Here is a 22,093-nt window from a genome sequence, read left to right on the forward strand (position 1 = left end):
GCGTCTTGAGAGGAGGTAGGGGATGAATCGAATCATCCGGAACACTGGATTTTACCTGCTTATTTTCCTGGTAACCGTCGGAATTGTGCAGTTCATCAGCGGTCAGGACGATAACACCGAAAAGATCTTCTACAGCGAATTCCGCCAGGAGCTCCAGGCGGACAACATCAGCAAGCTGACCGTGCAATTCGACAGTTACACGTATCTGGTGACCGGTGAATACAGAAAAGCGCCAGCGGGGGCTGAAAGCGAATCACTGAAGTTCTACACCTACACGAGTGCCGAGGAGTTCGCGGCCAAAGAGATCGACGACGCCGCGAAGCAGAACGGATTCGACTACGATTACAAGCCGATGAAAGGTCAAAGCATCTGGCTCACGTTCCTGACCTCCATCATTCCGTTCGTGATCATCTTCATCCTGTTCTTCTTCCTGATCAATCAGGCTCAAGGCGGCGGCGGGAAAGTCATGAACTTCGGCAAGAGCAAGGCTCGTTTGTATAATGAAGAGAAAAAGCGCGTGACGTTCGAGGACGTCGCCGGCGCCGACGAGGAGAAGCAGGAGCTCGTCGAGGTCGTTGAATTCCTCAAGGATCCGCGCAAGTTCGCCGCCGTAGGCGCCCGCATTCCGAAGGGCGTCCTGCTGAACGGACCTCCGGGCACAGGCAAGACGCTGCTTGCCCGCGCGGTCGCCGGCGAAGCAGGCGTGCCGTTCTTCAGCATCTCGGGCTCCGACTTCGTCGAGATGTTCGTCGGCGTCGGCGCTTCCCGTGTCCGCGACCTGTTCGAGAACGCCAAGAAAAACGCGCCGTGCATCATCTTCATCGATGAGATCGACGCCGTCGGACGCCAGCGCGGCGCCGGCCTTGGCGGCGGCCACGACGAGCGCGAGCAGACGCTCAACCAGCTGCTCGTCGAGATGGACGGCTTCGGCGCCAACGAGGGCATCATCATCGTCGCCGCGACGAACCGTCCCGACATCCTCGATCCGGCGCTGCTCCGTCCGGGCCGCTTCGACCGCCAAATCACGGTCGACCGTCCCGACGTCAAGGGCCGCGAGGCCGTGCTCAAGGTGCATGCCCGCAACAAGCCGCTCAACAAGGACGTCAAGCTCGACGTCGTCGCCAAGCGGACGACCGGCTTCACCGGCGCCGATCTGGAGAACCTGCTCAACGAGGCCGCGCTGCTTGCGGCGCGCCGCAACAAGAAGGACATCGCCATGATCGAGATCGACGAGGCGGTCGACCGCGTCATCGTCGGCACCGAGAAGAAAAGCCGCGTCATCAGCGACCGCGAGAAGCGGATCGTCGCTTACCACGAGGCGGGCCATACGATCATCGGCTACTTCCTCGAGAACGCCGACATGGTGCATAAAGTGACGATCATCCCGCGCGGACGCGCCGGCGGCTACGTCATCATGCTGCCGAAGGAAGACCGCATGCTGATCACCAAGCAAGAGATGCTCGACAAGATTACCGGCCTGCTCGGCGGCCGCGTCGCCGAGGAGCTGTTCATCGGCGAGATCGGCACCGGCGCCTACAGCGACTTCAAGCAGGCGACGAGCATCGTGCGCAGCATGGTCATGGAATACGGCATGAGCGACAAGCTCGGCCCGATGCAGTTCGGCAGCTCGCAGGGACAGGTGTTCCTCGGCCGCGACATCGGCCATGAGCAGAACTACTCCGACAAGATCGCCTATGAGATCGACCAGGAGATGCAGACGTTCATCAACGAATGCTACGAGCGGGCCAAAAACCTGCTCACCGAGCGGAGCAAGGAAGTCCACCTCATCGCACAGACGCTGCTGCAGCAGGAGACGCTCGATCTCGAGCAGATCCGCAACCTGCTGGAGACCGGATCGGTCGAAGGCAACGGCGTAGGCGTCGGCGAGGGCGGCGAAGGCTCCGAGCCAGGCGGCGAGCCGACGATCGACTCCATCGGCAGCGTCAAGGTCCGCATTCAAGGCCGCGAGCCGGGCGATGCCCCAGGCGGCGAAGGCATCCGCGAAGGCTCCGATGCCGCGCCGGCCGATGCGGACGCCGGCGGCGAGCCGGGCCCGACAGACAAGGCGTGACAATCGAACTATTCGGCGCAGCCCCCATGCACATTTGTGCATGGGGGCTGTTGCTTCTGTTCAAGGCGTTCGGGTATAATAAGCGAGGGTCAGGGAATAATGAGATCAACTTGATGGAAGCCAAACCATGCATTGCGCACGAATATGTAACGTTGATGTTAGATATTTATGCTGCAATATGCATGATCATCCGAAATGTTGTCATGAACCGACATTATATTCGGAATTTTATTTTGTAATGGCTTTCATTATGTCAGGATTAGTTACATTTTCTCGTTGACTCTTGATGAATATAGGCTATACTATCTATATCCAACCAATAACCTATGGTGAAGAACAGGGGAGAAAGACAAAGATGAAATGGACAAGCAAACCGTTCCATGTACTCAGCGTTTCCGCTCTGGCACTGATGCTCGTCGTTAGCGGCTGCGGCTCGAAGAGCAATAACTCCGAGACAAACAATGGCGGCGCGGCAGCGAACACCGAAAATGCAGGCGCAGGCAGCGATGCCGGCAAGGACTTCAAGATCGGCATGGTTACGGACGGCGGCGGCGTGAACGACAAATCGTTCAACCAATCCGCATGGGAAGGCCTGCAGCAGCTCGAAAAGGACACCGGCGCCGAGATCAAGTATCTGGAGAGCAAGGGCGAGAGCGATTTCGAACCGAACCTGAACCAGATGGTCAAAGCAGGCTACAACCTGACGTGGGGCATCGGCTTCATGATGAACAAAGCGATCACGACGGTCGCGACGCAAAACCCGGAAGCGAAGCTGGCGAGCATCGACAGCGAAGTGACCGCTCCTAACGTCGAATCCGTCATGTTCGCTGAGAACGAAGGCTCCTTCCTCGTCGGCGTCGTCGCAGGCCTGACGACCAAGACGAACAAAGTCGGCTTCGTCGGCGGCGTAGAAGGCGATCTGATCAAGAAATTCGAAGCGGGCTTCGTGGCAGGCGTCGCAGCCGTCAACCCGGATGCCAAAGTAACGGTCCAATACGTCGGCGACTTCACCAAGCCTGACCTTGGCAAAGCATCCGCAGCGACGCTCTACAACGACGGCAACGACATCATCTACCATGCTGCAGGCGGCAGCGGCAACGGCGTCTTCACGGAAGCCAAAGACCGCGTCTCCAAAGGCGAAAAAGTATGGGTCATCGGCGTCGACAAAGACCAATCGATCGAGTTCGGCAACGACATCACGCTGACGTCGATGGTCAAGCGCGTCGACCAAGCGGTGCAAATCGTATCCCAGGAACTGATCGAAGGCAACTTCAAAGGCGGCACGACACGTACGCTGACGCTGAAGGACGGCGCAGTCGGCCTGCCGGAGAACAACCCGAACGTATCCGAAGACATCATGGCTAAAGTCAAGGAATACGAGACGAAAATCGTGAACGGAGAAATCACCGTTCCTGCGAAATAAGACAGGGTTCAAATGGAATCAGACAAGGCCAGCCCCAGAGCCGGCCTTGTTCTTTTTCGCGTAAAGGGCTTGAGGGCAAGGAAAGGAGAGAGAGGCATGGGACAGCAGCCTATCGTGGCAGAGTTGAAAGGGATTACAAAGCGGTTCCCGGGCATTGTCGCGAATGACAACATCAGCCTCCAGCTGCGCAAAGGGGAAATCCACGCGCTGCTCGGCGAGAACGGAGCGGGCAAGTCGACGCTGATGAATATCCTGTTCGGACTGTACCAGCCGGACGAGGGCCATATCGAGATCGACGGCAAGCCGGTCGTCATCGACGGCGCCGGCAAGGCCATCGAGCTGCGCATCGGGATGGTCCATCAGCACTTCAAGCTGGTCAAGCCGTTCACGGTCGCGGAGAACATCATCCTCGGCAACGAGCCGACCAAGGGCATCAAGGTCGACATCAAGGGCGCGGGCGAACGCGTGCGCCAGCTGTCGGACCAGTACGGCCTGAAGGTCGATCCGCACGTACGCATCGAGGACATCACCGTCGGCATGCAGCAGCGCGTCGAGATTCTCAAGACGCTGTACCGGGGCGCCGACATCCTGATCTTCGACGAGCCGACGGCGGTGCTGACCGTGCAGGAGATCGAGGAACTGATCGAGATTCTGCGCGCCCTCGCTCGCGAGGGCAAGTCGATCATCCTTATTACCCATAAGCTCAAGGAGATCATGGCGATCGCCGACACATGCACGGTCATCCGCCGCGGCAAGGTCGTCGGCTCGGTCGCGGTCAAGGACTCGAGCGAGCGCCAGCTGGCCGAAATGATGGTCGGACGCTCGGTCAACTTCCAAGTGAACAAAGAGAAGTCCAAGCCGGGCAAGGCGATTCTCGAGGTGAACGGCCTTACGGTCCAAGGCGAGCACGGCAAGGCAGTCGTCGATAACGTCAGCTTCCAGATCCGCGCCGGCGAGATCTATGGCATCGCAGGCGTCGACGGCAACGGCCAGACGCAGCTTGTCGAGGCGATCACCGGCATGCGCAAAGCTAGCGGCGGCTCGGTTCGCATCCACGGGCAGGAGCTGCTCGGCTCGTCGGTGCGCCAGGTGACCGAGGCAGGCGTCTCGCATATCCCGGAGGATCGCCACAAGCACGGCCTCGTGCTCGATTTCTCCGTGAGCGAGAACATGGTCCTGGGCAATTATTACCGGGCTCCCTACACGCGCAACGGCATTTTGAACTACAAGGCGATGGACGAAAACGCGACGAAGCTCGCGGCTGAATTCGACGTCCGCATGTCGAGCATCCATACGGAGGCGCGGTCGCTGTCCGGCGGCAATCAGCAGAAGGCGATCATCGCCCGCGAGCTGACGCGCGATCCCGAGCTGATCATCGCCGTGCAGCCGACCCGCGGCCTTGATGTCGGCGCGATCGAGTTCGTGCACAAGCAGCTGATCGAAGCCCGCAACGCCGGTAAGGCGGTGCTGCTCGTCTCGTTCGAGCTCGAGGAGCTGTACGGCCTCTCCGACCGTCTCGCCGTCATCTACGAGGGCCGCATCATGGGCCAGATGGATGCCGACGAGAAAAACGAAGAGCAGATCGGCCTCATGATGGCGGGCAACGCCCTCGGCAGCGCCGCGTCCGATACCGCCCTTAGACAGGGGGAAAGCTAAGTGCAAGCGTTCAACAAGATCTTCACCAAGCAGGAGACCTATGTGCCGTTCGTCGCGATCGTGCTCGGCCTGCTCGTCGGCGCCATCGTCATGTGGCTCGGCGGCTACAACCCGTGGGAAGCGTACGGAGCGATGCTCAACAAGATCTTCGGCTCGAAGTACGATTTCGGCGAAGCGATCCGCCAAGTTACGCCGCTCATCTTCACCGGTCTCGCGGTCGCCTTCGCGTTCCGTGCCGGCCTGTTCAACATCGGCGCCGAGGGCCAGTTCATCACCGGCATGACGGCCGCCACGTGGATCGGCATCAACCTCGACCTGCCGTGGTTCATCCACATGCCGCTCGCCGTCATCGTCGGCGGCATCGCCGGCGCGCTCTGGGCCGGCATCGCCGGCTGGCTGAAGGCTTCGCGCGGCGTCAACGAGGTCATCTCGACGATCATGCTCAACTGGATCGCCTACTACCTCGCCAACTACATGGTGCGCGTCGTCATGGTCGAGCCGGGACAGAACCGCTCCAAGGACGTCCAGGAGACGGCTTCGGCCTCGATGGACTGGCTCGTCAGCATCCTCGACAACGCCCGCGTCCATTGGGGCACGCTGGTCGCGGTGCTGTGCGCGTTCGTCTTCTACTATATCCTGTGGCGCACCCGCCAAGGCTATGAGCTGCGCGCCTCCGGCTTCAATCCGGACGCGGCCCACTATGCCGGCATCAACGTCAAGGGCAGCATCGTCAAGGCGATGATGATCTCCGGCGCGCTCGCCGGCCTGGGCGGCGCGTTCGAATCGCTCGGCGTGTTCAAGTCGATGGCGGTCATGAACGCCTTGCCAGGCTACGGCTTCGACGGCATCGCCGTCTCGCTGCTCGGCGGCAACAATCCGTTCGGAATCATCTTCGGCGGCTTGCTGTTCGGCTTCCTCAGCTACGGCTCCACCGGCATGAGCTTCGAGGCCGACGTACCGAACGAGATCATCCGCATCGTCATCGGGGCGGTCATCTTCTTCGTCGCCAGCCACGGCATCGTCAAATGGTTCCTCAAGCCGTTCTTCCGCAAACGGCGCGAAGAAAGGAAGGAGGCGGCCTAGATGGATACAATCGGTCTTCTGCTCAATACGACGCTGGTCTTCTCGACCGCTCTCATTCTGGTCGCGCTCGGCGGCATCTTCTCGGAGCGCTCGGGCGTCGTCAACATCGGCCTCGAGGGCCTCATGATCATCGGCGCCTTCAGCTCCGCCGTCTTCACCTATTACGGCCATGAGTGGGGCCTCGGCGGCGCGTCGGCCTGGTTCGGCGTGCTGATGTCGATCGTGCTCGGAGCGGCGTTCTCGCTGCTGCATGCGGTCGCGACGATCACGTTCAAGGCCAATCAGGTCATCATCGGCGTCGTCATCAACATCCTGGCGCTCGGCCTGACGGTCTACCTCGTCAAGAGCTTGTTCAATGGCTCGGGCCAGACGGAGAACCTGTCCGGCATCGCGTTCACCAAGTACAACGTGCCGTTCCTGTCGGACATCCCGCTGATCGGCGACGCGCTGTTCAAGGCGTACCCGACGACGTACCTGTGCTACCTGCTCGTCTTCGTCAGCTGGTACGCGCTTTACCGCACGCGCTTCGGCCTGCGCCTGCGCTCGGTCGGCGAGCATCCGGGCGCGGCCGACACGGTCGGCATCAGCGTCACCAAGTACCGCTACATCGGCGTCCTGCTGAGCGGCGCGCTCTCCGGCCTCGGCGGCGCGACGATCTCGCTGACGACGACGTACGACTTCTCGCACACGACGATCAGCGGCCAAGGCTTCATCGCGATTGCGGCGGTCATCTTCGGCCGCTGGCATCCGATCGGCGCGGCCGCAGCGGCGCTGTTCTTCGGGTTCACGCAAGCGCTCCGCTTCCAGGCGGGCCTGTTCGACTGGTCGAAGTCGATTCCGAACGAGTTCCTGTACATGCTGCCGTACGTGCTGACTTTGCTCGTGCTGGCGATCGCCGCAGGCAAGAGCCGGGCTCCGGCCGCAGTCGGCGAGCCTTACGATCCCAGCAAGCGCTGATTTTCCCCAGCTTCCCGCACTTGCGGGGAGCTTTTTTCTTTCCGTTTCAATTTCCTGGGAAATGGTCTTGAAATCGCTTGAACCGTCGGTTGACAGTGTACCCGGCGAAGTGTAAATTAGGTGTACTGATTCGTCACTTCTTTGTAACATGTGAATCATTTCACTTGCTTGAAACGGCTTCCGTTCCCTATTGAGACGGGGACGAATGCCGCATACTATACGGGTCGGCTCGGCGTGACAATCGGCTGGCGACTCGATGGACCGAAGGAGAGGAAGCGCCGTGGAAGCACTGGCTCTGGAACGCAAGGCAGAGCAAAACCGGGAATTGCGGGAGAGGCTGCTGCAGCTCAAGAAGGAGCGCAACGCGATCATTCTCGCCCACTATTACCAGCGGGACGAAATTCAGGAAGTGGCCGATTTCCGGGGGGATTCCTTTTTGCTCGCCCAAAAGGCCGCTGAGACGGATGCGGACACGATCGTATTCTGCGGCGTGCACTTCATGGGGGAGAGCGCCAAGATTCTCGCTCCGAACAAGACGGTCATCATTCCCGACGAGCGCGCCGGCTGCCCGATGGCCGACATGGTCAACGTCGACGGGCTCCGCAAACTGAAGGCCCAGCATCCGAACGCCAAGGTCGTCACGTACATCAACTCCTCGGCCGAAATCAAGGCGGAGACCGACATCTGCTGCACGTCGGCGAACGCCGTCAAGGTCGTCAACTCGGTCGAAGGCGACGAGATCATCTGGGTGCCGGACAAAAACCTCGGCCACTACGTCCAGCAGAAGACGGACAAAAAGATGATCATCTGGGAAGGCTACTGCAATACGCATGACATGCTGACTGTCAAGGACGTCGAGGAGATGAAGGCCAAATATCCGAACGCGGAGTTTGTCGTCCATCCCGAATGCCGTCCGGAAGTCGTCGCGCTCGGAGATTTTGTCGGCAGCACGACTGCGATCATCAAATACTGCAAGGAATCGCCGAACAAGGAATTCATCGTCGGCACCGAGGACGGCACCGGCTACCAGCTTCGCCTGGACAGCCCGGACAAGACGTTCCATTTCGCCACGAAGTATCTCGTCTGCCCGAACATGAAGGTCAACAACCTGAAGAAGCTCGTGCGCTGCCTGGAGAACATGTCTCCGCAGATCTACGTGCCGCCGCAGGTTGCCGACAAAGCCCGTCTGTCCCTGGAGCGCATGCTGCTGGTCAAGTAGCCATGCGCTACTCCCATGTTCGGAGGAGAACCGACCTATGATTCCTAGATATCTGGTGGAGCTCGACCTGGACGCCCTGCCTGTCGTCGAGAAGGACGTCATCGTCATCGGGGCCGGCATCGCCGGCCTTTTCACCGCCCTGCGGGCGAGCGAGCGCGGCTCGGTGCTCATGATCACCAAAAAATCGCTCCTCGACAGCAATACCCGCTACGCCCAGGGCGGCATCGCGGCCGTCATCTCCGACGAGGACAAGCCGGAGTTCCATCTTCAGGATACGCTCGTCGCCGGAGCCGGGCTATGCGACGAGGACGCCGTCGGGGTGCTCGTCCATGAAGGGCCGAAAGGCATCCGCACGCTCATCAACATGGGCACGCAGTTCGACCGCGAGAACGGCGAGTTCGCCCTGACCAAGGAAGGCGCGCACAGCCAGCGCCGCATCCTGCACGCCAACGGCGACGCGACCGGCTACGAGATCGTGCGCGCGCTGTCCGAGCGCGCGCTGGCGAACGAGGACATCGAGGTATGGGACGACCATTTCGCGATCGACCTCATCACGCGGGACGGCGAATGCTGCGGCGCGCTCGTGCAGAAGCCGGACGGAAGCCGGGTGTTCGTGCGCGGCAAGGCGACGATCCTTTGCACCGGCGGCACCGGGCAGATGTACCGCTATACGACCAATCCCGAGGTGGCGACCGGCGACGGCGTGGCGATGGCCTACCGGGCCGGCGCCTACATCCGGGACATGGAGTTCATCCAGTTCCACCCGACGACGCTCTGTTATCCGGGCGCGCCGCGCTTCCTCATCTCCGAGGCGGTGCGCGGCGAGGGAGCGGTGCTGCGCAACATCCACGGAGAGCGCTTCATGGAGCGGTACCACCCGCAGCTGGAGCTCGCGCCGCGCGACGTCGTCGCCAACGCGATCGTCAGCGAGCTGGAGCAGACCGGCGCGACATTTGTCTATCTCGACGTCACGCATGAATCCGAGGAGATGGTGCGCCATCGCTTCCCGACGATCTACGAGACCTGCCTGCAGTACGGGCTCGACCTGACGACGGACTGGATCCCGGTCGCTCCGGCCGCGCATTATACGATGGGCGGCGTACGCACCGATCTGAACGGGGAAACGAACATCCGCCGCCTGTTCGCCTGCGGCGAGGTGTCTTCGACCGGCGTGCACGGCGCGAACCGGCTGGCCAGCAACTCGCTGTCCGAGGCGATCGTGTTCGGCCGCCGCATCATCCACCGCATCCACGAGCTGCCTCCGCTGGAGGGCGAGGTTCGCGTGCGCGAGGAGCGCGCGGGCCATGACGCCGTGTCGCGGCAGGCCGTCGTCGAGAAGCGGCTCAAGCTGCAGAAGGTGATGGTCCGCTACATCGGCCTGCGCCGCAGCGCGGACAGTCTCGCCAAAGGACTGGGCGAGCTGAAGCGGCAGCTGCCGTTTTTCACGACGGAGATGACGAAGCGCGAAGATTTCGAGTTTGCCAATCTGCTGACGAACGCCTTGCTGACGGCGGAATCCGCCGCGGCGCGCGAGGAAAGCCGCGGCGCGCACTACCGCGTGGACTTCCCGCAGCGGGACGACGGGCGTTGGCGCAAGCATACGGTGCTGCATCGAGTGCAGGGCCAGACGGAGGAGAAGATCGATGATGCAGCGATCCGCTGAGCACGGACTCGGCTTGGAAGGATACGATACGGGACTGCGCGAGAGCATCCGCGCCTGGCTGGCCGAGGACATCGGCACCGGCGACATCACGACGCGCTCGACGATTCCGGCGGACAGCGTGATGAAGGCTGTCATCCACGTCAAGGAAGACGGCATCGTCGCCGGACTGCCGGTCGCGCAGGCGGTGTTCGGCGTCGTCGATCCGGAGCTCGTCTTCACCGCGCTCGTACGCGACGGCGATGCCGTAGCCAAGGGCACGGTCATCGCCGAGGTCTCGGGCCGCACGCACAGCATCCTGACGGGTGAGCGCCTGGCGCTCAACCTGATGCAGCGGCTGTCCGGCATCGCGACGAAGACGAGGCAGTTCATCGATGCGCTCGGCGGCCTTCCGACGCGCCTCGTCGACACGCGCAAGACGACGCCGGGCCATCGCCGCCTGGAGAAGTACGCGGTGCGCGTCGGGGGCGGCTCGAACCACCGGTTCGGCCTGTACGACGCCGTCATGATCAAGGACAACCATATCAAGGGAGCCGGAGGCATCGAGGCGGCCGTGGCGGCCGCGCGGGCGGCGATTCCCCATACGATGAAGATCGAGGTCGAGACCGAATCGCTGGGCGAGGTCGGCCAGGCGCTCGACAGCGGAGCGGACATCATCATGCTCGACAATATGGAGCCGGAGCTCATGCGCGAGGCGGTCGCCCTTATTCGCGGCCGCGCCCCTCATGTCATCGTCGAGGCGTCCGGCGGGGTCTCGCTGGAGACGGTGCGAGGCATCGCGGAGACGGGCGTGGACGTCATTTCCGTCGGCGGGCTCACCTACTCGTTCCGCTCGCTCGACATCAGCCTCGACCTCGGCGGCAAAAAAGGGAGGGCGTAAGCGGTGATCGTCGTCATTGACGTAGGCAACACGAACATCGTGCTCGGCATCTATCGCGGCAGCGAACTGCTCCATCACTGGCGGATGAGCACGAACCGCTCGGCGACGAGCGACGAATACGGAATGATGGTGTACAACCTGTTCCACTATGCGGGCATCTCGCTGGACGAGATCCGCGGCGTCGTCGTCTCGTCGGTCGTGCCGCCGCTCATGCGGACGCTCGAGCAGCTGTCCACGACCTATCTCAAGCATGCGCCGCTCGTCATCGGCCCCGGCATCAAGACCGGGCTGAACATCCGCTACGAGAATCCGCGCGAGGTCGGCGCCGACCGCATCGTCAATTCCGTCGCCGGCATAGAGAAGTACGGCGCCCCGCTCATCGTCGTCGACTTCGGTACGGCGACGACGTTCGACTACATCGACGAGAGCGGAGCGTACCTTGGCGGAGCGATCGTCCCCGGCATCGGCATCTCGACCGAGGCGCTGTACCAAAAGGCGGCGAAGCTGCCGCGCATCGAGCTCGTCAAGCCGCGCAGCGTCATCGGCCGCAATCCGGTCACCTCGATGCAGGCGGGCATCATTTTCGGCTATGCGGGCCAGGTCGACGGCATCGTGCGGCGCATCCGCAAGGAGTTCGACAACCATCCCCGCGTCGTCGCAACCGGCGGGCTCGCCGATCTGATCGCCGCGGAGTCGGAGACGATCGAGCGGGTCGACCATTTGCTGACGCTCGAGGGGCTGCGCCTCATCTACGAGCGCAATCAGGACTGACTTCATCCATCGACGCCCCTGTCCGGCTTGGACGGGGCGCCGATTCATTTTACCGGGACGAATCCGGACAGGAGGGATCGCATGAGCGACACGACGAAGGACTATCTGGTGCGCGGGACGGCGTGGGGCGGCAAGATCCGCGTCTTCGCCGCGCGCACGACGGAGCTTACGCGCGAGCTGCAGCGCCGCCACGGCACGCTTCCGACCGCATCGGCCGCGCTCGGCCGCACGGCGGCCGTCGGCGCGATGATGGGCATCATGCTCAAAGGCGAGGAGAAGCTGACGCTGCAGGTCAAGGGCGACGGACCGATCGGCGCGATCGTCGTCGACGCCAACGCCCGCGGCGAAGTTCGCGGCTACGTCGACAACCCGCAGGCGCATCTGCCTCCGAACGCGCAAGGCAAGCTGGATGTCGCCGGCGTCGTCGGCACGACCGGCTATGTGCATGTGACCAAGGATCTCGGGCTCAAGGAGCCGTACCGCGGCAGCGTGCCGATCATCTCGGGGGAGCTCGGCGAGGATTTCACCTATTACTTCGCCTCCTCGGAGCAGACGCCCTCGGCGGTCGGCGTCGGCGTGCTCGTGGACGTGGACGGCAGCGTGCTGCATGCCGGCGGCTTCATCATCCAGCTGCTGCCCGGCCTCAGCGACGCGGAGATCACCCGTCTCGAGCATGCGCTCGGCCATCTGCCGCATGTGACGGCGCTGCTGGACCAGGGCGAGACGCCGGAAGAGATTCTGCGCTGGGTCGTCGGCGACGAGCTGACGGTGCATGAGACGCTGCCGGTCGGCTTTGCCTGCCCGTGCAGCGAGGAGCGCGTGGAGCAGACGCTCGTCAGCCTCGGCGAGGCCGAGCTGCGCCAGTTGATCGAGGAGGACGGCGAGGCGGAGGTTCAGTGTCATTTCTGCAATGAAGCGTATGTGTTCGATCGCACCAAGCTGGAGAGGCTGCTGCAGGAAGCGACTTCGGGAAGCGGGAAATAGAGGGAAGCGGAGCATGGGCAGAGACAAGGCGTTGAAAACGATCATCGGCCTTCAGGCGGCCTGCATGATCGTGCTGGCCGCGTTCGTGCTGGCGGGGCAGCTGCGCGGCGAGCCGGTCCTCGTGCCTGTCGGAGCGCAGGTCGGGGAGAACGGAGAGGACGGAGGCGACGGTACGGCCGCTGTCGTCGGCAGCGATGTGATCGCGGAGTCGGAGCTGGCGGCGCGGCTGCGCGATCAGTACGGGGAGAGCGTGCTGCAGACGATGATGATCCGCTCCGCGCTCGATCAGGAGAGCGCCAAGGCCGGCCTGGCCGTGACGGAAGCCGAGATCGAGGCGGAGCTGCAGGCGCAGATGGAAGGCTACGGCGACGAAGAGGGCTTCTACCGCGAGATGGAGAGCCAGTTCGGCCTGGACCGGGACGAGGTATATGAGGAAGCGATGTACCGCCTCCTGATGGAGAAATGGATGACCCAGGGCATCGCCGTCAGCGACGACCGGGTCGACACGTACTTGCAGGAGCATGAATCGGAGCTGCGGCCGTCTCCGCGCGCTCATCTGCGCTGGATCGTCAGCGCTTCCCGCGCGGAAGCCGAGGCGCTGCTCGGCCGGCTGGAGGCCGGCGAGGATTTCGCCGAGCTGGCCCGCCGGCACTCGCTCGACGAAGCGACGGCGGAGCTCGGCGGCGATCTCGGCGTCGTCGAGGAAGGCGACCCGTTCCTCGATCCGGGCGCGGCGGCCGCGGCGGCGGAGCTGGCGGAGGGCGAGCTCGGCGGGCCGGCGGAGGTGGAGGGCGGATTCGCCCTCGTGCAGCTGCTGGAGCGCGAGTCGCCGCCGGCGCTGGACGAGCAGGTGCTGCGCTCCAAGGTGCGGCGCCTCATCGCTCTCGACGAGGCGGGCTCGCTGAAGGAAGGCGAGCAGCGGCTGCTGCGTCAATACGGCGCTCGGACGGGCGCCGACGCCTCCCCGCAGCCGGCCCCATCGGCCAGCGGATAGCGGTTTTGCGTTAGACTTTGACATTGGCCCAAGGTCTCTTCATCGCAGGCTTGACAAGGGCCGAAAGGCCTTGTTAAGATAGAAACAGCTAATAACCTACTATTTTAGTCGGAATATAGATGAGGAGGCAGTTGGACGATGGCCAGAATTGTGCAGAATGTGACCGAACTGATCGGAGATACTCCGCTTGTCCGCTTGAACCGCTTGGTGCCGGAAGGCAGCGCGGAAGTATATGTGAAGCTTGAGTATCAGAATCCGGGATCCAGCGTCAAGGACCGCATCGCAATCAGCATGATCAACGTCGCCGAGGAGCAAGGCCTGATCAAGCCGGGCGTCTCGACGATCGTCGAGCCGACGAGCGGCAACACGGGCATCGGCCTGGCCATGGTCGCAGCGGCCAAGGGCTATCGCGCCGTCCTCGTCATGCCGGAGACGATGAGCCTTGAGCGGCGCAACCTGCTGCGCGCCTATGGCGCGGAGCTCGTGCTGACGCCGGGAGCCGAGGGCATGAACGGCGCGGTCAAGAAGGCCGAGCAGCTCGCGGCCGAGAACGAAGACTACTTCCTGCCGCAGCAGTTCAAAAACCCGGCGAACGTCAAAATTCACCGCGAGACGACAGGACCTGAGATCGTGGAAGCGATCAACTCGCTGGACGGCAAGCTCGATGCGTTCGTCGCCGGCATCGGCACGGGCGGCACGATCAGCGGCACCGGCGAAGTGCTCCGCCAGAGCTTCCCGGACATCAAGATCGTCGCGGTCGAGCCTTCGGCATCTCCGCTGCTGTCGGGCGGCAAGCCGGGCGGCCACAAGATCCAGGGCATCGGCGCCAACTTCATCCCGGATATCCTGAACCGCGACATCTACGACGAAGTCATCACCGTCGAAAATGAAGAAGCGTTCGACTACGCTCGCCGCGCCGCCAAGGAAGAGGGCCTGCTCGTCGGCATCAGCTCCGGCGCCGCCATCTCCGCCGCGCTGCAGGTCGCAGCCAAGCTCGGACCGGGCAAGCGCGTCATCGCGGTCGTTCCTTCCAACGGCGAGCGCTACCTGAGCACCGCGCTGTTCAACTTCGAGAACTAATCCTTCATTTCCGGCCGCCGGCCTTTCCTTCGGGAGGGGACCGGCGGTTTTTTCATTGAAAAGAAGACGTCCTGCAGACAAGCCATTTCGCTGCGCAAGCCGAGCCTTTCTCCGATCCTTCTGGAAGCCAGCCCATAGGCAATAGTTGAAACCGAAGAGCGAAGCGGACGGGGGCTCGTGGAGAAGCGGCAGCGGTTCCCTTGGAGGCCGGATTCCTTCCTTTCTGGGAGAATACATTCACAGGAATCTGGGCTCCAGGGAGATCGGAACGAGTTCCCGTCCGCGAAGCGGGAATCGGTTGTGTTCTACTCTTGATTTTGCACCGACGACACGATACGATCAGGCGATAGACAGAGAGCGAGCACGGAAGGCGAGGTAGGCGCAACGAATGAAGGGGAACATCTGCATCTCATGGGAGCAGTGGCAGGAATGGCTGCGAGACGGAACGAGCTACGCGTCGCTGCCGGTGCTGGCGCGAATGGACCTGCCGTACGGAGAAGCGCTGCCGGCTTCATGGGAGGCGGCATGGCACGAGCAGGAGCCGTATTCGATCCTGCTCGAAAGCGGCAAGACGGGCCGCTATACGTATCTGGGCCGGCAACCGGCGGCCGTGCTGCGGGCCAAGGGCGGCGAGGCGCAGGTATGGACGCGCAGCGCTGCCGGCGGCTACGAGCCGTCGCAGGCCATCGCCGCCGATCCGCTCGAGGCGGTGCGCCGCTGGATGGACGGGCGCAAGGCGCCGCGCCTGCCGGGCGGTCCGAAGTTCGCAGGCGGCATCGCCGGCTACTGGAGCTACGACGTGGCGCGCGCCATCGAGCGGCTGCCGGAGCTGGCGGCCGATGACCTGGAGCTGCCCGAGGCGCTGTTCCTGCAGCTGGACGAGCTGTGGATCCATGACCGCGAGCGGCGCTGCGTTTATGCCGCCGTGCAGGCTCCCCTGGCCGCCCTGGCGGGCGAAGGCTCGGAGGCCGCCGCCGGCGAGGCGGCCCTCAGATTAGCCTACGACGCGGCTGCCGCCCGCGCGCTCGAGTTGCTGGAGCAATGGGCCGCCTGGGCTTCGTCGCCGGCTTCGCTGCATCATGCCGGCTCCCGCCGGGAGCTGCTGGAGCGGACGGAAGCGGGCGCCGAGCTTCCTTTCCCGGACGTTCCCGCGGATGCGACCAGTCCTTTTCCCCGCGAGCGGTACAAGGACGCCGTGCGCGCCATCCAGCGCTACATCGCGGCAGGCGACGTGTTCCAGGTGAACCTTTCGCTGCGGCAGCAAAAAGCCATGGAAGCCTCGCCGGAGGAGCTGTACGAATGGCTGCGCCTCATCAATCCGTCGCCGTACATGGGCCTGCTGCGGACGCCGGAATTCCAGCTCGTCTCCGCTTCGCCGGAACTGCTCGTCGAGCTCGCGGACGGGAAGCTGTACACGCGGCCGATCGCCGGCACCCGCCGCCGCGGCCGCACGCCGGAGGAGGACGCCGAGCTGGAGCTCGAGCTGCGCACGAACGAAAAGGAGACGGCCGAGCATATCATGCTGGTCGACCTGGAGCGCAACGATCTCGGCCGGGTGTCCCGCTACGGCACCGTGCGCGTCGAGGAGCTGATGGTCGTGGAGCGCTACTCGCATGTGATGCATCTCGTCTCGCAGGTGAACGGGGAGCTCATGCCGGGCCGGGACGCGTTTGACGTCATGCGCGCCGTCTTCCCCGGGGGCACGATTACCGGAGCGCCCAAAATCCGCACGATGGAGATCATCGAGGAGCTCGAGCCGGTGCGCCGGGGGCCGTATACGGGCTCGATGGGCTGGATTGACTATAGCGGGGATATGGAATTTAATATTATTATCCGCACGATGGCGGTCAAGGACCGCGTCGCGCACATCCAGGCGGGCGCCGGCATCGTGATCGATTCCGATCCCGAGCGGGAATACCGCGAATCGATCAGCAAGGCAAGGGCGCTCTGGCGCGCCTTCCACTACGCCGGGCTGCACGGCTCGGCATCAATCGACAGGGGGATGGACGCATGATCCTGGTCATCGACAACTACGACTCCTTTACGTACAATCTGGTGCAGTATCTGGGAGAGCTCAAGCAAGACATCCTCGTCAAGCGCAACGACGAGATCACGCTGGACGAGATCGCCCAGCTCGCTCCGGACCACATCCTCATCTCTCCGGGGCCGTGCTCTCCCAACGAGGCGGGCATCAGCCTCGCGCTGATCGAGCGCTTCAAGGGCGAGATTCCGATCCTCGGCGTCTGCCTCGGCCATCAGGCGATCGGACAGGCGTTCGGCGGCGAGGTCGTGCGCGCGGAGCGGCTCATGCACGGCAAGACCTCTCCGATCCACCATACGGGCCGGGGCGTGTTCCAAGGCCTGCCGTCCCCGTTCACGGCGACCCGCTACCACTCCCTCATCGTGCGCCGCGAGACGCTGCCGGACGAGCTGGAGATTACGGCCGAGACGGCCGAGGGAGAGATCATGGGGCTGCGCCACAAGCGCTACCCGGTGGAGGGCGTGCAGTTCCATCCCGAGTCGATCATCACCGAGAACGGCCTCTCCATGCTGCGCAGCTTCCTGGCGGAAAAGGCCCCGGCTTCGAAATGAAGATCGCCTATAACGGAGCCGTGGTGAGCGCCGGAGATGCCCGCATCTCGGCATTCGACCACGGCTTTTTGTATGGCATGGGCCTGTTCGAGACGTTCCGCACCTACGGCGGCAGGCCGTATTTGCTGGAGCGGCATCTGCGGCGGCTCGCCGAAGGCTGCCGGGAGCTGCGCATCCGGTACGAGCCGGACGCGGAGCGGCTGGAGGCGCTGATCCGCCGGACGGCGGAGGCGAACGGGCTGCCAGGCGACGCGTACGTGCGGCTGACCGTCTCCGCCGGAGACGGCGGCCTAGGCCTGCCGGCGGGAGATTACGAGGAGCCGCAGGAGCTCGTCATGGTCAAGCCGCTGCCGGCGGCGGCTCCCGGCTTGTACGAGCGGGGCCGGGAGCTGCGCCTGCTGCGGACTCCGCGCAATACGCCGGAGCTCGCCACGCGGCTGAAGTCGCTTCATTATATGAATTGCATCGCCGCCAAGCGGGAGCTGGCGGATACGGATGCGGCTCCGGGAGCCGAGGGCCTGATGCTGACCGCGGACGGCCGGCTCGCGGAAGGAATCGTCAGCAATCTGTTTTTTGTCGCAGACGGCGAAGTCCGCACGCCATCGCTCGACACGGGCATCCTGCCCGGCATCACGCGGGAGCGGGTGCTCGAGCTGGCGCAAGCCGCCGGTCATCCCGTCCGCGAGGGACGCTGGAGCTGGGAGGCGCTGCTGGAAGCCGACGAGGTGTGGACGACGAACTCGGTGCAGGAGCTCGTGCCGGTCACGACGCTGGCCGGATTGGACGGAGAGCCCGCACATCCGCGCGCCGGCCGCGCCGCCGGTCCGGTCGTCCGCGAGCTGCTGGCGCAGTATCGGGAGGACGCCGGCTCGCGGCCTTCTGCGGACACCTGAAAGAGCTGCAAATGAAGCCGCCGTCGGCGGCGAGGAGGCAAGCCTATGTATAGAAGACAACCGGAGCATGCCGTTCCCGAACGGAGCTACGAATGGGCGGACGGGACGAAGCTTGCCGTCGGGAGGCGGACGCTCGTCATGGGCATCCTCAACGCGACGCCGGATTCGTTCTCGGACGGCGGCCGGCATCACGAGGGAGACGCGGCGCTGGAGCATGCCCGGCTCATGGCGGAGCAGGGCGCGGACCTGATCGACGTAGGCGGCGAGTCGACGCGGCCGGGCTTCACGCCGGTGCCGCTCGAGGAGGAGATCCGCCGCGTCGTGCCGCTCATCCGGCGCCTGCGGACGGAGCTGCCGGAGCTGCCCCTCTCGATCGATACGTACAAGCCGGCGACGGCGCGCGCCGCGCTCGAGGCCGGCGCCCATATCATCAACGACATCTGGGGGCTGCGCGACGATCCCGAAATGGCGCGGGTGGCGGCCGAGTTCGGCTGTCCGGTCATCCTCAGCCACAACCGCGCGGCGCGCGACTACCGCGACCTGGTGCCGGACGTCATCGCCGATCTGCAGCGCAGCGTGGAGATCGCGCTGGCCGCAGGCGTGCGGGAGCGGGACATCTGGCTCGATCCGGGCATCGGCTTCGCCAAGACGCATGAAGACAACCTCGAGCTTATGGGCCGGCTGTCGGAGCTGTCGGAGCTCGGCTATCCGGTGCTGCTCGGCACGTCGCGCAAGCGGTTCATCCGCGATACGCTCGGCCTGCCTGTGGACGAGCTTGCCGAAGGCACGGCGGCGACGGTCGCGCTCGGCATCGCCCAAGGCTGCCAGATCGTGCGCGTGCATGATGTCGGCGCGATCAAGCGCACGGCCGCAATGATGGACGCCATGGTCTACGAAAGGATGGGACGGTAATCGAATGGATACAATGACACTTACTGGCATGCGCTTCTACGGCTATCACGGCGTTTTCCCGGAGGAGAACAAGCTCGGCCAGCAGTTCCGCGTCGATCTCAGCCTCAAGCTGGACCTGGAAATGGCCGCCCGCACCGACGAGCTGGAGCACTCCATCAACTACGCCGAGCTGCATGCGCGGACCAAGCAGATCGTGGAAGGGCCGCCGTTCAAGCTGATCGAGGCGCTGGCCGGGCGTATTGCAACGGTGCTGCTGGACACTTATACTGGCATTAACGAATTGACCGTTCGCGTCACCAAGCCTAATCCTCCGTTCGAGATCTTCTTCGACGGAGTCGTCGTCGAACTGGTCCGAAAGCGGGATGAGCATGGACAAATCGTTCCCGCCTAGCGGGCCGGCCGCCGAAGCTCCGCGCGCAGCGGCTTGCTCCGCCTACATCGCGCTCGGCTCCAATCTCGGAGACCGCAGCGGGATGCTGGCGCGCGCGCTGCAGCTGCTCGACGCCTCGGACGGCATTTCCGTCGCCGACGTTTCCTGCGCCTACGAGACCGACCCGGTCGGATATGCCGATCAGCCGGCGTTTCTCAACATGGCGGCCCGCCTGTCGACGACGCTCGATCCGCTGGCGCTGCTGCGGCGGATGCTGGAGCTGGAGCTGGCGCTCGGACGGGTGCGGGAGTTCCGCAACGGCCCGCGCGTCATCGACCTCGACCTGCTGCTGCACGCCGATGCCCGCATCGATACGCCGGAGCTCGAGCTGCCCCATCCGCGGATGCTGGAGCGGGCGTTCGTGATGACGCCGCTGGCGGACGTGCTGGAGAAGGATCATCCCCTTCTGGAACGGGCCGAGGCGATGGCCGAGGCGGCATTACGGGAAGGAAAGGAAGGCATTGCCCGATGGAACACGATCAACTGGCGCAGCGGGTCCGCGCCTTCCGGAAGCTGAAAGGCTACACGCAGCAGGAGCTCGCCGACAAGCTGGACGTCTCGGTCGCCGTGCTCGGCTCGCTCGAGCGCGGCACGCGCAGGCCGGAGCCGAAGCTGCTGGCGCGCATCGCCGACACGCTCGGCATCGATTATGAAGAGTTGACGGCCGCGGCCAGCGGCGGTCTGCGATAGAAAAGAGGTAGGCAACATGCTTAAGATAGGCGATATCCAAATGAAGAACAATGTCGTGCTCGCGCCGATGGCCGGCGTCTGCAATCCGGCGTTCCGCCTGATCGCCAAGGAGTTCGGAACCGGGCTCGTCTGCGCGGAGATGGTGAGCGACAAGGCGATCGTGCACGGCAACAAGCGCACGCGCGAGATGCTGTTCGTGGATGAGCGCGAAAAGCCGCTCAGCCTGCAGATTTTCGGAGGCGACCGCGACTCGCTCGTGCAAGCGGCCAAAGTCGTCGACAAGGAGACCAACGCCGACATCATCGACATCAACATGGGCTGCCCGGTCCCTAAAGTGACCAAATGCGACGCCGGCGCGCGCTGGCTGCTCGATCCGAACAAGATCTACGACATGGTCAGCGCCGTCGTCGACGCCGTCCAGAAGCCGGTCACGGTCAAGATGCGCATCGGCTGGGACAGCGAGCATATCTTCGTCGTGGACAACGCGCTCGCAGTCGAGCGTGCAGGCGGCAAGGCGGTCAGCGTTCATGGCCGGACGCGCGAGCAGCTCTACACCGGACATGCGGACTGGAGCTATATCCGCCAGGTCAAGGAAGCGGTCGGCATCCCGGTCATCGGCAACGGCGACGTGAACTCGCCGGAGGATGCCAAGCGCATGATCGCCGAGACCGGCTGCGACGGCGTCATGATCGGACGCGCGGCGCTCGGCAACCCGTGGATGCTGTATCGTACGATCCATTACCTCACGCATGACGAGCTGCTTCCAGAGCCCAACGCCCAGGAGAAGATGGAGATCGCCATTCTTCATATGGACAGGCTCATTGCGCTCAAGGGCGAAGCGGTCGCCGTCCGCGAGATGCGCAAGCATCTGGCCTGGTACCTCAAGGGTCTCAAGGGCGCGGCCCGCATCAAGGACCACATCATGGAAGAAACGAGCCGGGACGTCATGGTCCGGATTCTCGAGAGCTATATCGAATCTCTCCGTCAGGAAGAAGCGTCGGCGGCGGTCTAGCGCCGCCGCTTCGGACTCGGAGTCCGTTCCGGCATCCGCCAGTCCTCCGAGCTTCAGAGGCGCCACGGGTGCTTTTTGCTTGGACAGGCGCAGGGCAAGGACGCCATGCGCTCGCATTGACACGCCGGGAGCAATTGCATATAATCTTGCAATATAATCCTGCACCGACTGTTCTTGGGGCCGTCCGGCGCGCGTTTGCGGCCCGGCTACCTCTTTCATGATCTGCGTGATCCATCAGCAGGGTGCCAAGCAAATACGCCACGACAGGAGAATCGGCAATGAGCGACAAAGAAGTGATTCTGACTCAGGACGGACTCAAGAGGCTTGAAGAGGAACTGGAGAATCTCAAATCGGTCAAACGCCGTGAAGTGGCCGAGCGGATCAAAGTCGCGATTGGATATGGCGATATCAGCGAGAACTCCGAGTATGAAGATGCCAAAAACGAGCAAGCTTTCATTGAAGGCCGCATTATTACGCTGGAAAAGATGCTTCGCAACGCGCGCATCATCAACAATGAGGATATCGGCGTCGACACGGTGAGCGTCGGCTCGATCGTGACGGTCGAGGACCTGGAGCTCGGCGACACGATGGAGTACACGATCGTCGGCACGGCCGAGTCCGATCCGCTTCAGAACAAGATCTCCAACGAGAGCCCGCTCGGCAGGGCGATTCTCGGCAAGAAGAAGGGTACGACCGTGGAAGTAAGCGTTCCTGCTGGCGCCATTCAGTACCGTATCGTAGACATCAAGAAATAAGCGGCTCCTACAACCGATCGGCAAGCACAAG

The 22,093-nt window shown here is 63.5% G+C and carries 21 protein-coding genes; all 21 read left to right on the forward strand.

The window, feature by feature from the left end; translation table 11 throughout:
- Positions 1-22 precede the first annotated feature (22 nt).
- A complete protein-coding gene (gene ftsH / locus B8V81_RS09850; RefSeq protein WP_101808285.1) occupies positions 23-2,071 on the forward strand; it encodes an ATP-dependent zinc metalloprotease FtsH in 2,049 nt (682 codons plus the stop codon).
- A 355-nt stretch (positions 2,072-2,426) separates the two neighbouring features.
- Complete coding sequence (locus tag B8V81_RS09860) at positions 2,427-3,494, forward strand: BMP family lipoprotein (protein WP_101808287.1); 1,068 nt, start codon at positions 2,427-2,429, stop codon at positions 3,492-3,494.
- 96 nt (positions 3,495-3,590) lie between these two features.
- A complete protein-coding gene (locus B8V81_RS09865) occupies positions 3,591-5,150 on the forward strand; it encodes an ABC transporter ATP-binding protein (protein ID WP_101808288.1) in 1,560 nt (519 codons plus the stop codon).
- Positions 5,151-6,233, forward strand: coding sequence for an ABC transporter permease (locus B8V81_RS09870; protein ID WP_244912747.1), 1,083 nt, complete (start codon positions 5,151-5,153; stop codon positions 6,231-6,233). It abuts the gene before it with no gap.
- Positions 6,234-7,190: an ABC transporter permease gene (locus B8V81_RS09875; RefSeq protein ID WP_028598301.1), complete on the forward strand. Its 957-nt coding sequence runs from the start codon at positions 6,234-6,236 to the stop codon at positions 7,188-7,190.
- Positions 7,191-7,470: 280 nt separating this feature from the next.
- A complete protein-coding gene (nadA, locus tag B8V81_RS09880; protein WP_028598302.1) occupies positions 7,471-8,409 on the forward strand; it encodes a quinolinate synthase NadA in 939 nt (312 codons plus the stop codon).
- 37 nt (positions 8,410-8,446) lie between these two features.
- Positions 8,447-10,072 carry an L-aspartate oxidase gene (gene nadB, locus B8V81_RS09885; RefSeq protein ID WP_028598303.1) on the forward strand — a complete coding sequence of 542 codons (1,626 nt, stop codon included), beginning with the start codon at positions 8,447-8,449 and terminating at the stop codon, positions 10,070-10,072.
- Entirely contained in the window at positions 10,053-10,949 is an 897-nt protein-coding gene (gene nadC / locus B8V81_RS09890) for a carboxylating nicotinate-nucleotide diphosphorylase (protein ID WP_240478984.1), read from the forward strand. The genes nadB and nadC overlap by 20 nt, the downstream gene beginning before the upstream one ends.
- Positions 10,950-10,952: 3 nt before the next feature.
- A complete protein-coding gene (locus B8V81_RS09895; protein ID WP_028598305.1) occupies positions 10,953-11,720 on the forward strand; it encodes a type III pantothenate kinase in 768 nt (255 codons plus the stop codon).
- An 81-nt stretch (positions 11,721-11,801) separates the two neighbouring features.
- Entirely contained in the window at positions 11,802-12,704 is a 903-nt protein-coding gene (gene hslO, locus B8V81_RS09900) for an Hsp33 family molecular chaperone HslO (protein ID WP_101808289.1), read from the forward strand.
- Positions 12,705-12,717: 13 nt separating this feature from the next.
- Positions 12,718-13,698 carry a peptidylprolyl isomerase gene (locus tag B8V81_RS09905; protein WP_180968416.1) on the forward strand — a complete coding sequence of 327 codons (981 nt, stop codon included), beginning with the start codon at positions 12,718-12,720 and terminating at the stop codon, positions 13,696-13,698.
- Between the two features lie 138 nt (positions 13,699-13,836).
- A complete protein-coding gene (gene cysK / locus B8V81_RS09910; RefSeq protein ID WP_028598307.1) occupies positions 13,837-14,778 on the forward strand; it encodes a cysteine synthase A in 942 nt (313 codons plus the stop codon).
- Between the two features lie 388 nt (positions 14,779-15,166).
- The gene (locus B8V81_RS09915; protein ID WP_043111136.1) at positions 15,167-16,792 is read left to right on the forward strand and encodes an anthranilate synthase component I family protein; all 1,626 of its coding nucleotides are present in this window, start codon (positions 15,167-15,169) and stop codon (positions 16,790-16,792) included.
- Entirely contained in the window at positions 16,789-17,370 is a 582-nt protein-coding gene (gene pabA, locus B8V81_RS09920) for an aminodeoxychorismate/anthranilate synthase component II (protein WP_028598308.1), read from the forward strand. The genes B8V81_RS09915 and pabA overlap by 4 nt, the downstream gene beginning before the upstream one ends.
- On the forward strand, positions 17,367-18,263 hold the full coding sequence (locus B8V81_RS09925; RefSeq protein WP_028598309.1) for an aminotransferase class IV: 897 nt from the start codon (positions 17,367-17,369) through the stop codon (positions 18,261-18,263). Before pabA ends, B8V81_RS09925 begins: the two co-directional genes overlap by 4 nt.
- Positions 18,264-18,308: 45 nt before the next feature.
- On the forward strand, positions 18,309-19,175 hold the full coding sequence (gene folP, locus B8V81_RS09930) for a dihydropteroate synthase (RefSeq protein ID WP_028598310.1): 867 nt from the start codon (positions 18,309-18,311) through the stop codon (positions 19,173-19,175).
- Between the two features lie 4 nt (positions 19,176-19,179).
- Positions 19,180-19,566: a dihydroneopterin aldolase gene (gene folB, locus B8V81_RS09935; protein ID WP_028598311.1), complete on the forward strand. Its 387-nt coding sequence runs from the start codon at positions 19,180-19,182 to the stop codon at positions 19,564-19,566.
- Complete coding sequence (gene folK, locus B8V81_RS09940; protein ID WP_028598312.1) at positions 19,544-20,122, forward strand: 2-amino-4-hydroxy-6-hydroxymethyldihydropteridine diphosphokinase; 579 nt, start codon at positions 19,544-19,546, stop codon at positions 20,120-20,122. The genes folB and folK overlap by 23 nt, the downstream gene beginning before the upstream one ends.
- Positions 20,074-20,295, forward strand: a complete 222-nt coding sequence (locus B8V81_RS09945; protein WP_028598313.1) for a helix-turn-helix domain-containing protein — start codon at positions 20,074-20,076, stop codon at positions 20,293-20,295. The genes folK and B8V81_RS09945 overlap by 49 nt, the downstream gene beginning before the upstream one ends.
- 16 nt (positions 20,296-20,311) lie before the next feature.
- Positions 20,312-21,307: a tRNA dihydrouridine synthase DusB gene (gene dusB, locus B8V81_RS09950; RefSeq protein WP_028598314.1), complete on the forward strand. Its 996-nt coding sequence runs from the start codon at positions 20,312-20,314 to the stop codon at positions 21,305-21,307.
- Positions 21,308-21,585: 278 nt separating this feature from the next.
- Positions 21,586-22,062: a transcription elongation factor GreA gene (gene greA, locus B8V81_RS09955; RefSeq protein ID WP_028598315.1), complete on the forward strand. Its 477-nt coding sequence runs from the start codon at positions 21,586-21,588 to the stop codon at positions 22,060-22,062.
- Positions 22,063-22,093 lie beyond the last annotated feature (31 nt).

The organism is Paenibacillus pasadenensis (assembly GCF_002864175.1).
GTDB lineage: Bacteria > Bacillota > Bacilli > Paenibacillales > Paenibacillaceae > Paenibacillus_O > Paenibacillus_O pasadenensis.

What these genes read in the sequence shown, in the direction of transcription:
- greA (WP_028598315.1), top strand. Translation starts at nt 21,586, where the DNA reads ATGAGCGACAAAGAAGTGATTCTGACTCAGGACGGACTCAAGAGGCTT.
- hslO (WP_101808289.1), top strand. Translation starts at nt 11,802, where the DNA reads ATGAGCGACACGACGAAGGACTATCTGGTGCGCGGGACGGCGTGGGGC.
- B8V81_RS09915 (WP_043111136.1), top strand. Translation starts at nt 15,167, where the DNA reads ATGAAGGGGAACATCTGCATCTCATGGGAGCAGTGGCAGGAATGGCTG.
- B8V81_RS09875 (WP_028598301.1), top strand. Translation starts at nt 6,234, where the DNA reads ATGGATACAATCGGTCTTCTGCTCAATACGACGCTGGTCTTCTCGACC.
- folB (WP_028598311.1), top strand. Translation starts at nt 19,180, where the DNA reads ATGGATACAATGACACTTACTGGCATGCGCTTCTACGGCTATCACGGC.
- dusB (WP_028598314.1), top strand. Translation starts at nt 20,312, where the DNA reads ATGCTTAAGATAGGCGATATCCAAATGAAGAACAATGTCGTGCTCGCG.
- folP (WP_028598310.1), top strand. Translation starts at nt 18,309, where the DNA reads ATGTATAGAAGACAACCGGAGCATGCCGTTCCCGAACGGAGCTACGAA.
- ftsH (WP_101808285.1), top strand. Translation starts at nt 23, where the DNA reads ATGAATCGAATCATCCGGAACACTGGATTTTACCTGCTTATTTTCCTG.
- cysK (WP_028598307.1), top strand. Translation starts at nt 13,837, where the DNA reads ATGGCCAGAATTGTGCAGAATGTGACCGAACTGATCGGAGATACTCCG.
- B8V81_RS09865 (WP_101808288.1), top strand. Translation starts at nt 3,591, where the DNA reads ATGGGACAGCAGCCTATCGTGGCAGAGTTGAAAGGGATTACAAAGCGG.
- pabA (WP_028598308.1), top strand. Translation starts at nt 16,789, where the DNA reads ATGATCCTGGTCATCGACAACTACGACTCCTTTACGTACAATCTGGTG.
- nadB (WP_028598303.1), top strand. Translation starts at nt 8,447, where the DNA reads ATGATTCCTAGATATCTGGTGGAGCTCGACCTGGACGCCCTGCCTGTC.
- B8V81_RS09905 (WP_180968416.1), top strand. Translation starts at nt 12,718, where the DNA reads ATGGGCAGAGACAAGGCGTTGAAAACGATCATCGGCCTTCAGGCGGCC.
- B8V81_RS09860 (WP_101808287.1), top strand. Translation starts at nt 2,427, where the DNA reads ATGAAATGGACAAGCAAACCGTTCCATGTACTCAGCGTTTCCGCTCTG.
- B8V81_RS09945 (WP_028598313.1), top strand. Translation starts at nt 20,074, where the DNA reads ATGGAACACGATCAACTGGCGCAGCGGGTCCGCGCCTTCCGGAAGCTG.
- B8V81_RS09925 (WP_028598309.1), top strand. Translation starts at nt 17,367, where the DNA reads ATGAAGATCGCCTATAACGGAGCCGTGGTGAGCGCCGGAGATGCCCGC.
- nadC (WP_240478984.1), top strand. Translation starts at nt 10,053, where the DNA reads ATGATGCAGCGATCCGCTGAGCACGGACTCGGCTTGGAAGGATACGAT.
- folK (WP_028598312.1), top strand. Translation starts at nt 19,544, where the DNA reads ATGGACAAATCGTTCCCGCCTAGCGGGCCGGCCGCCGAAGCTCCGCGC.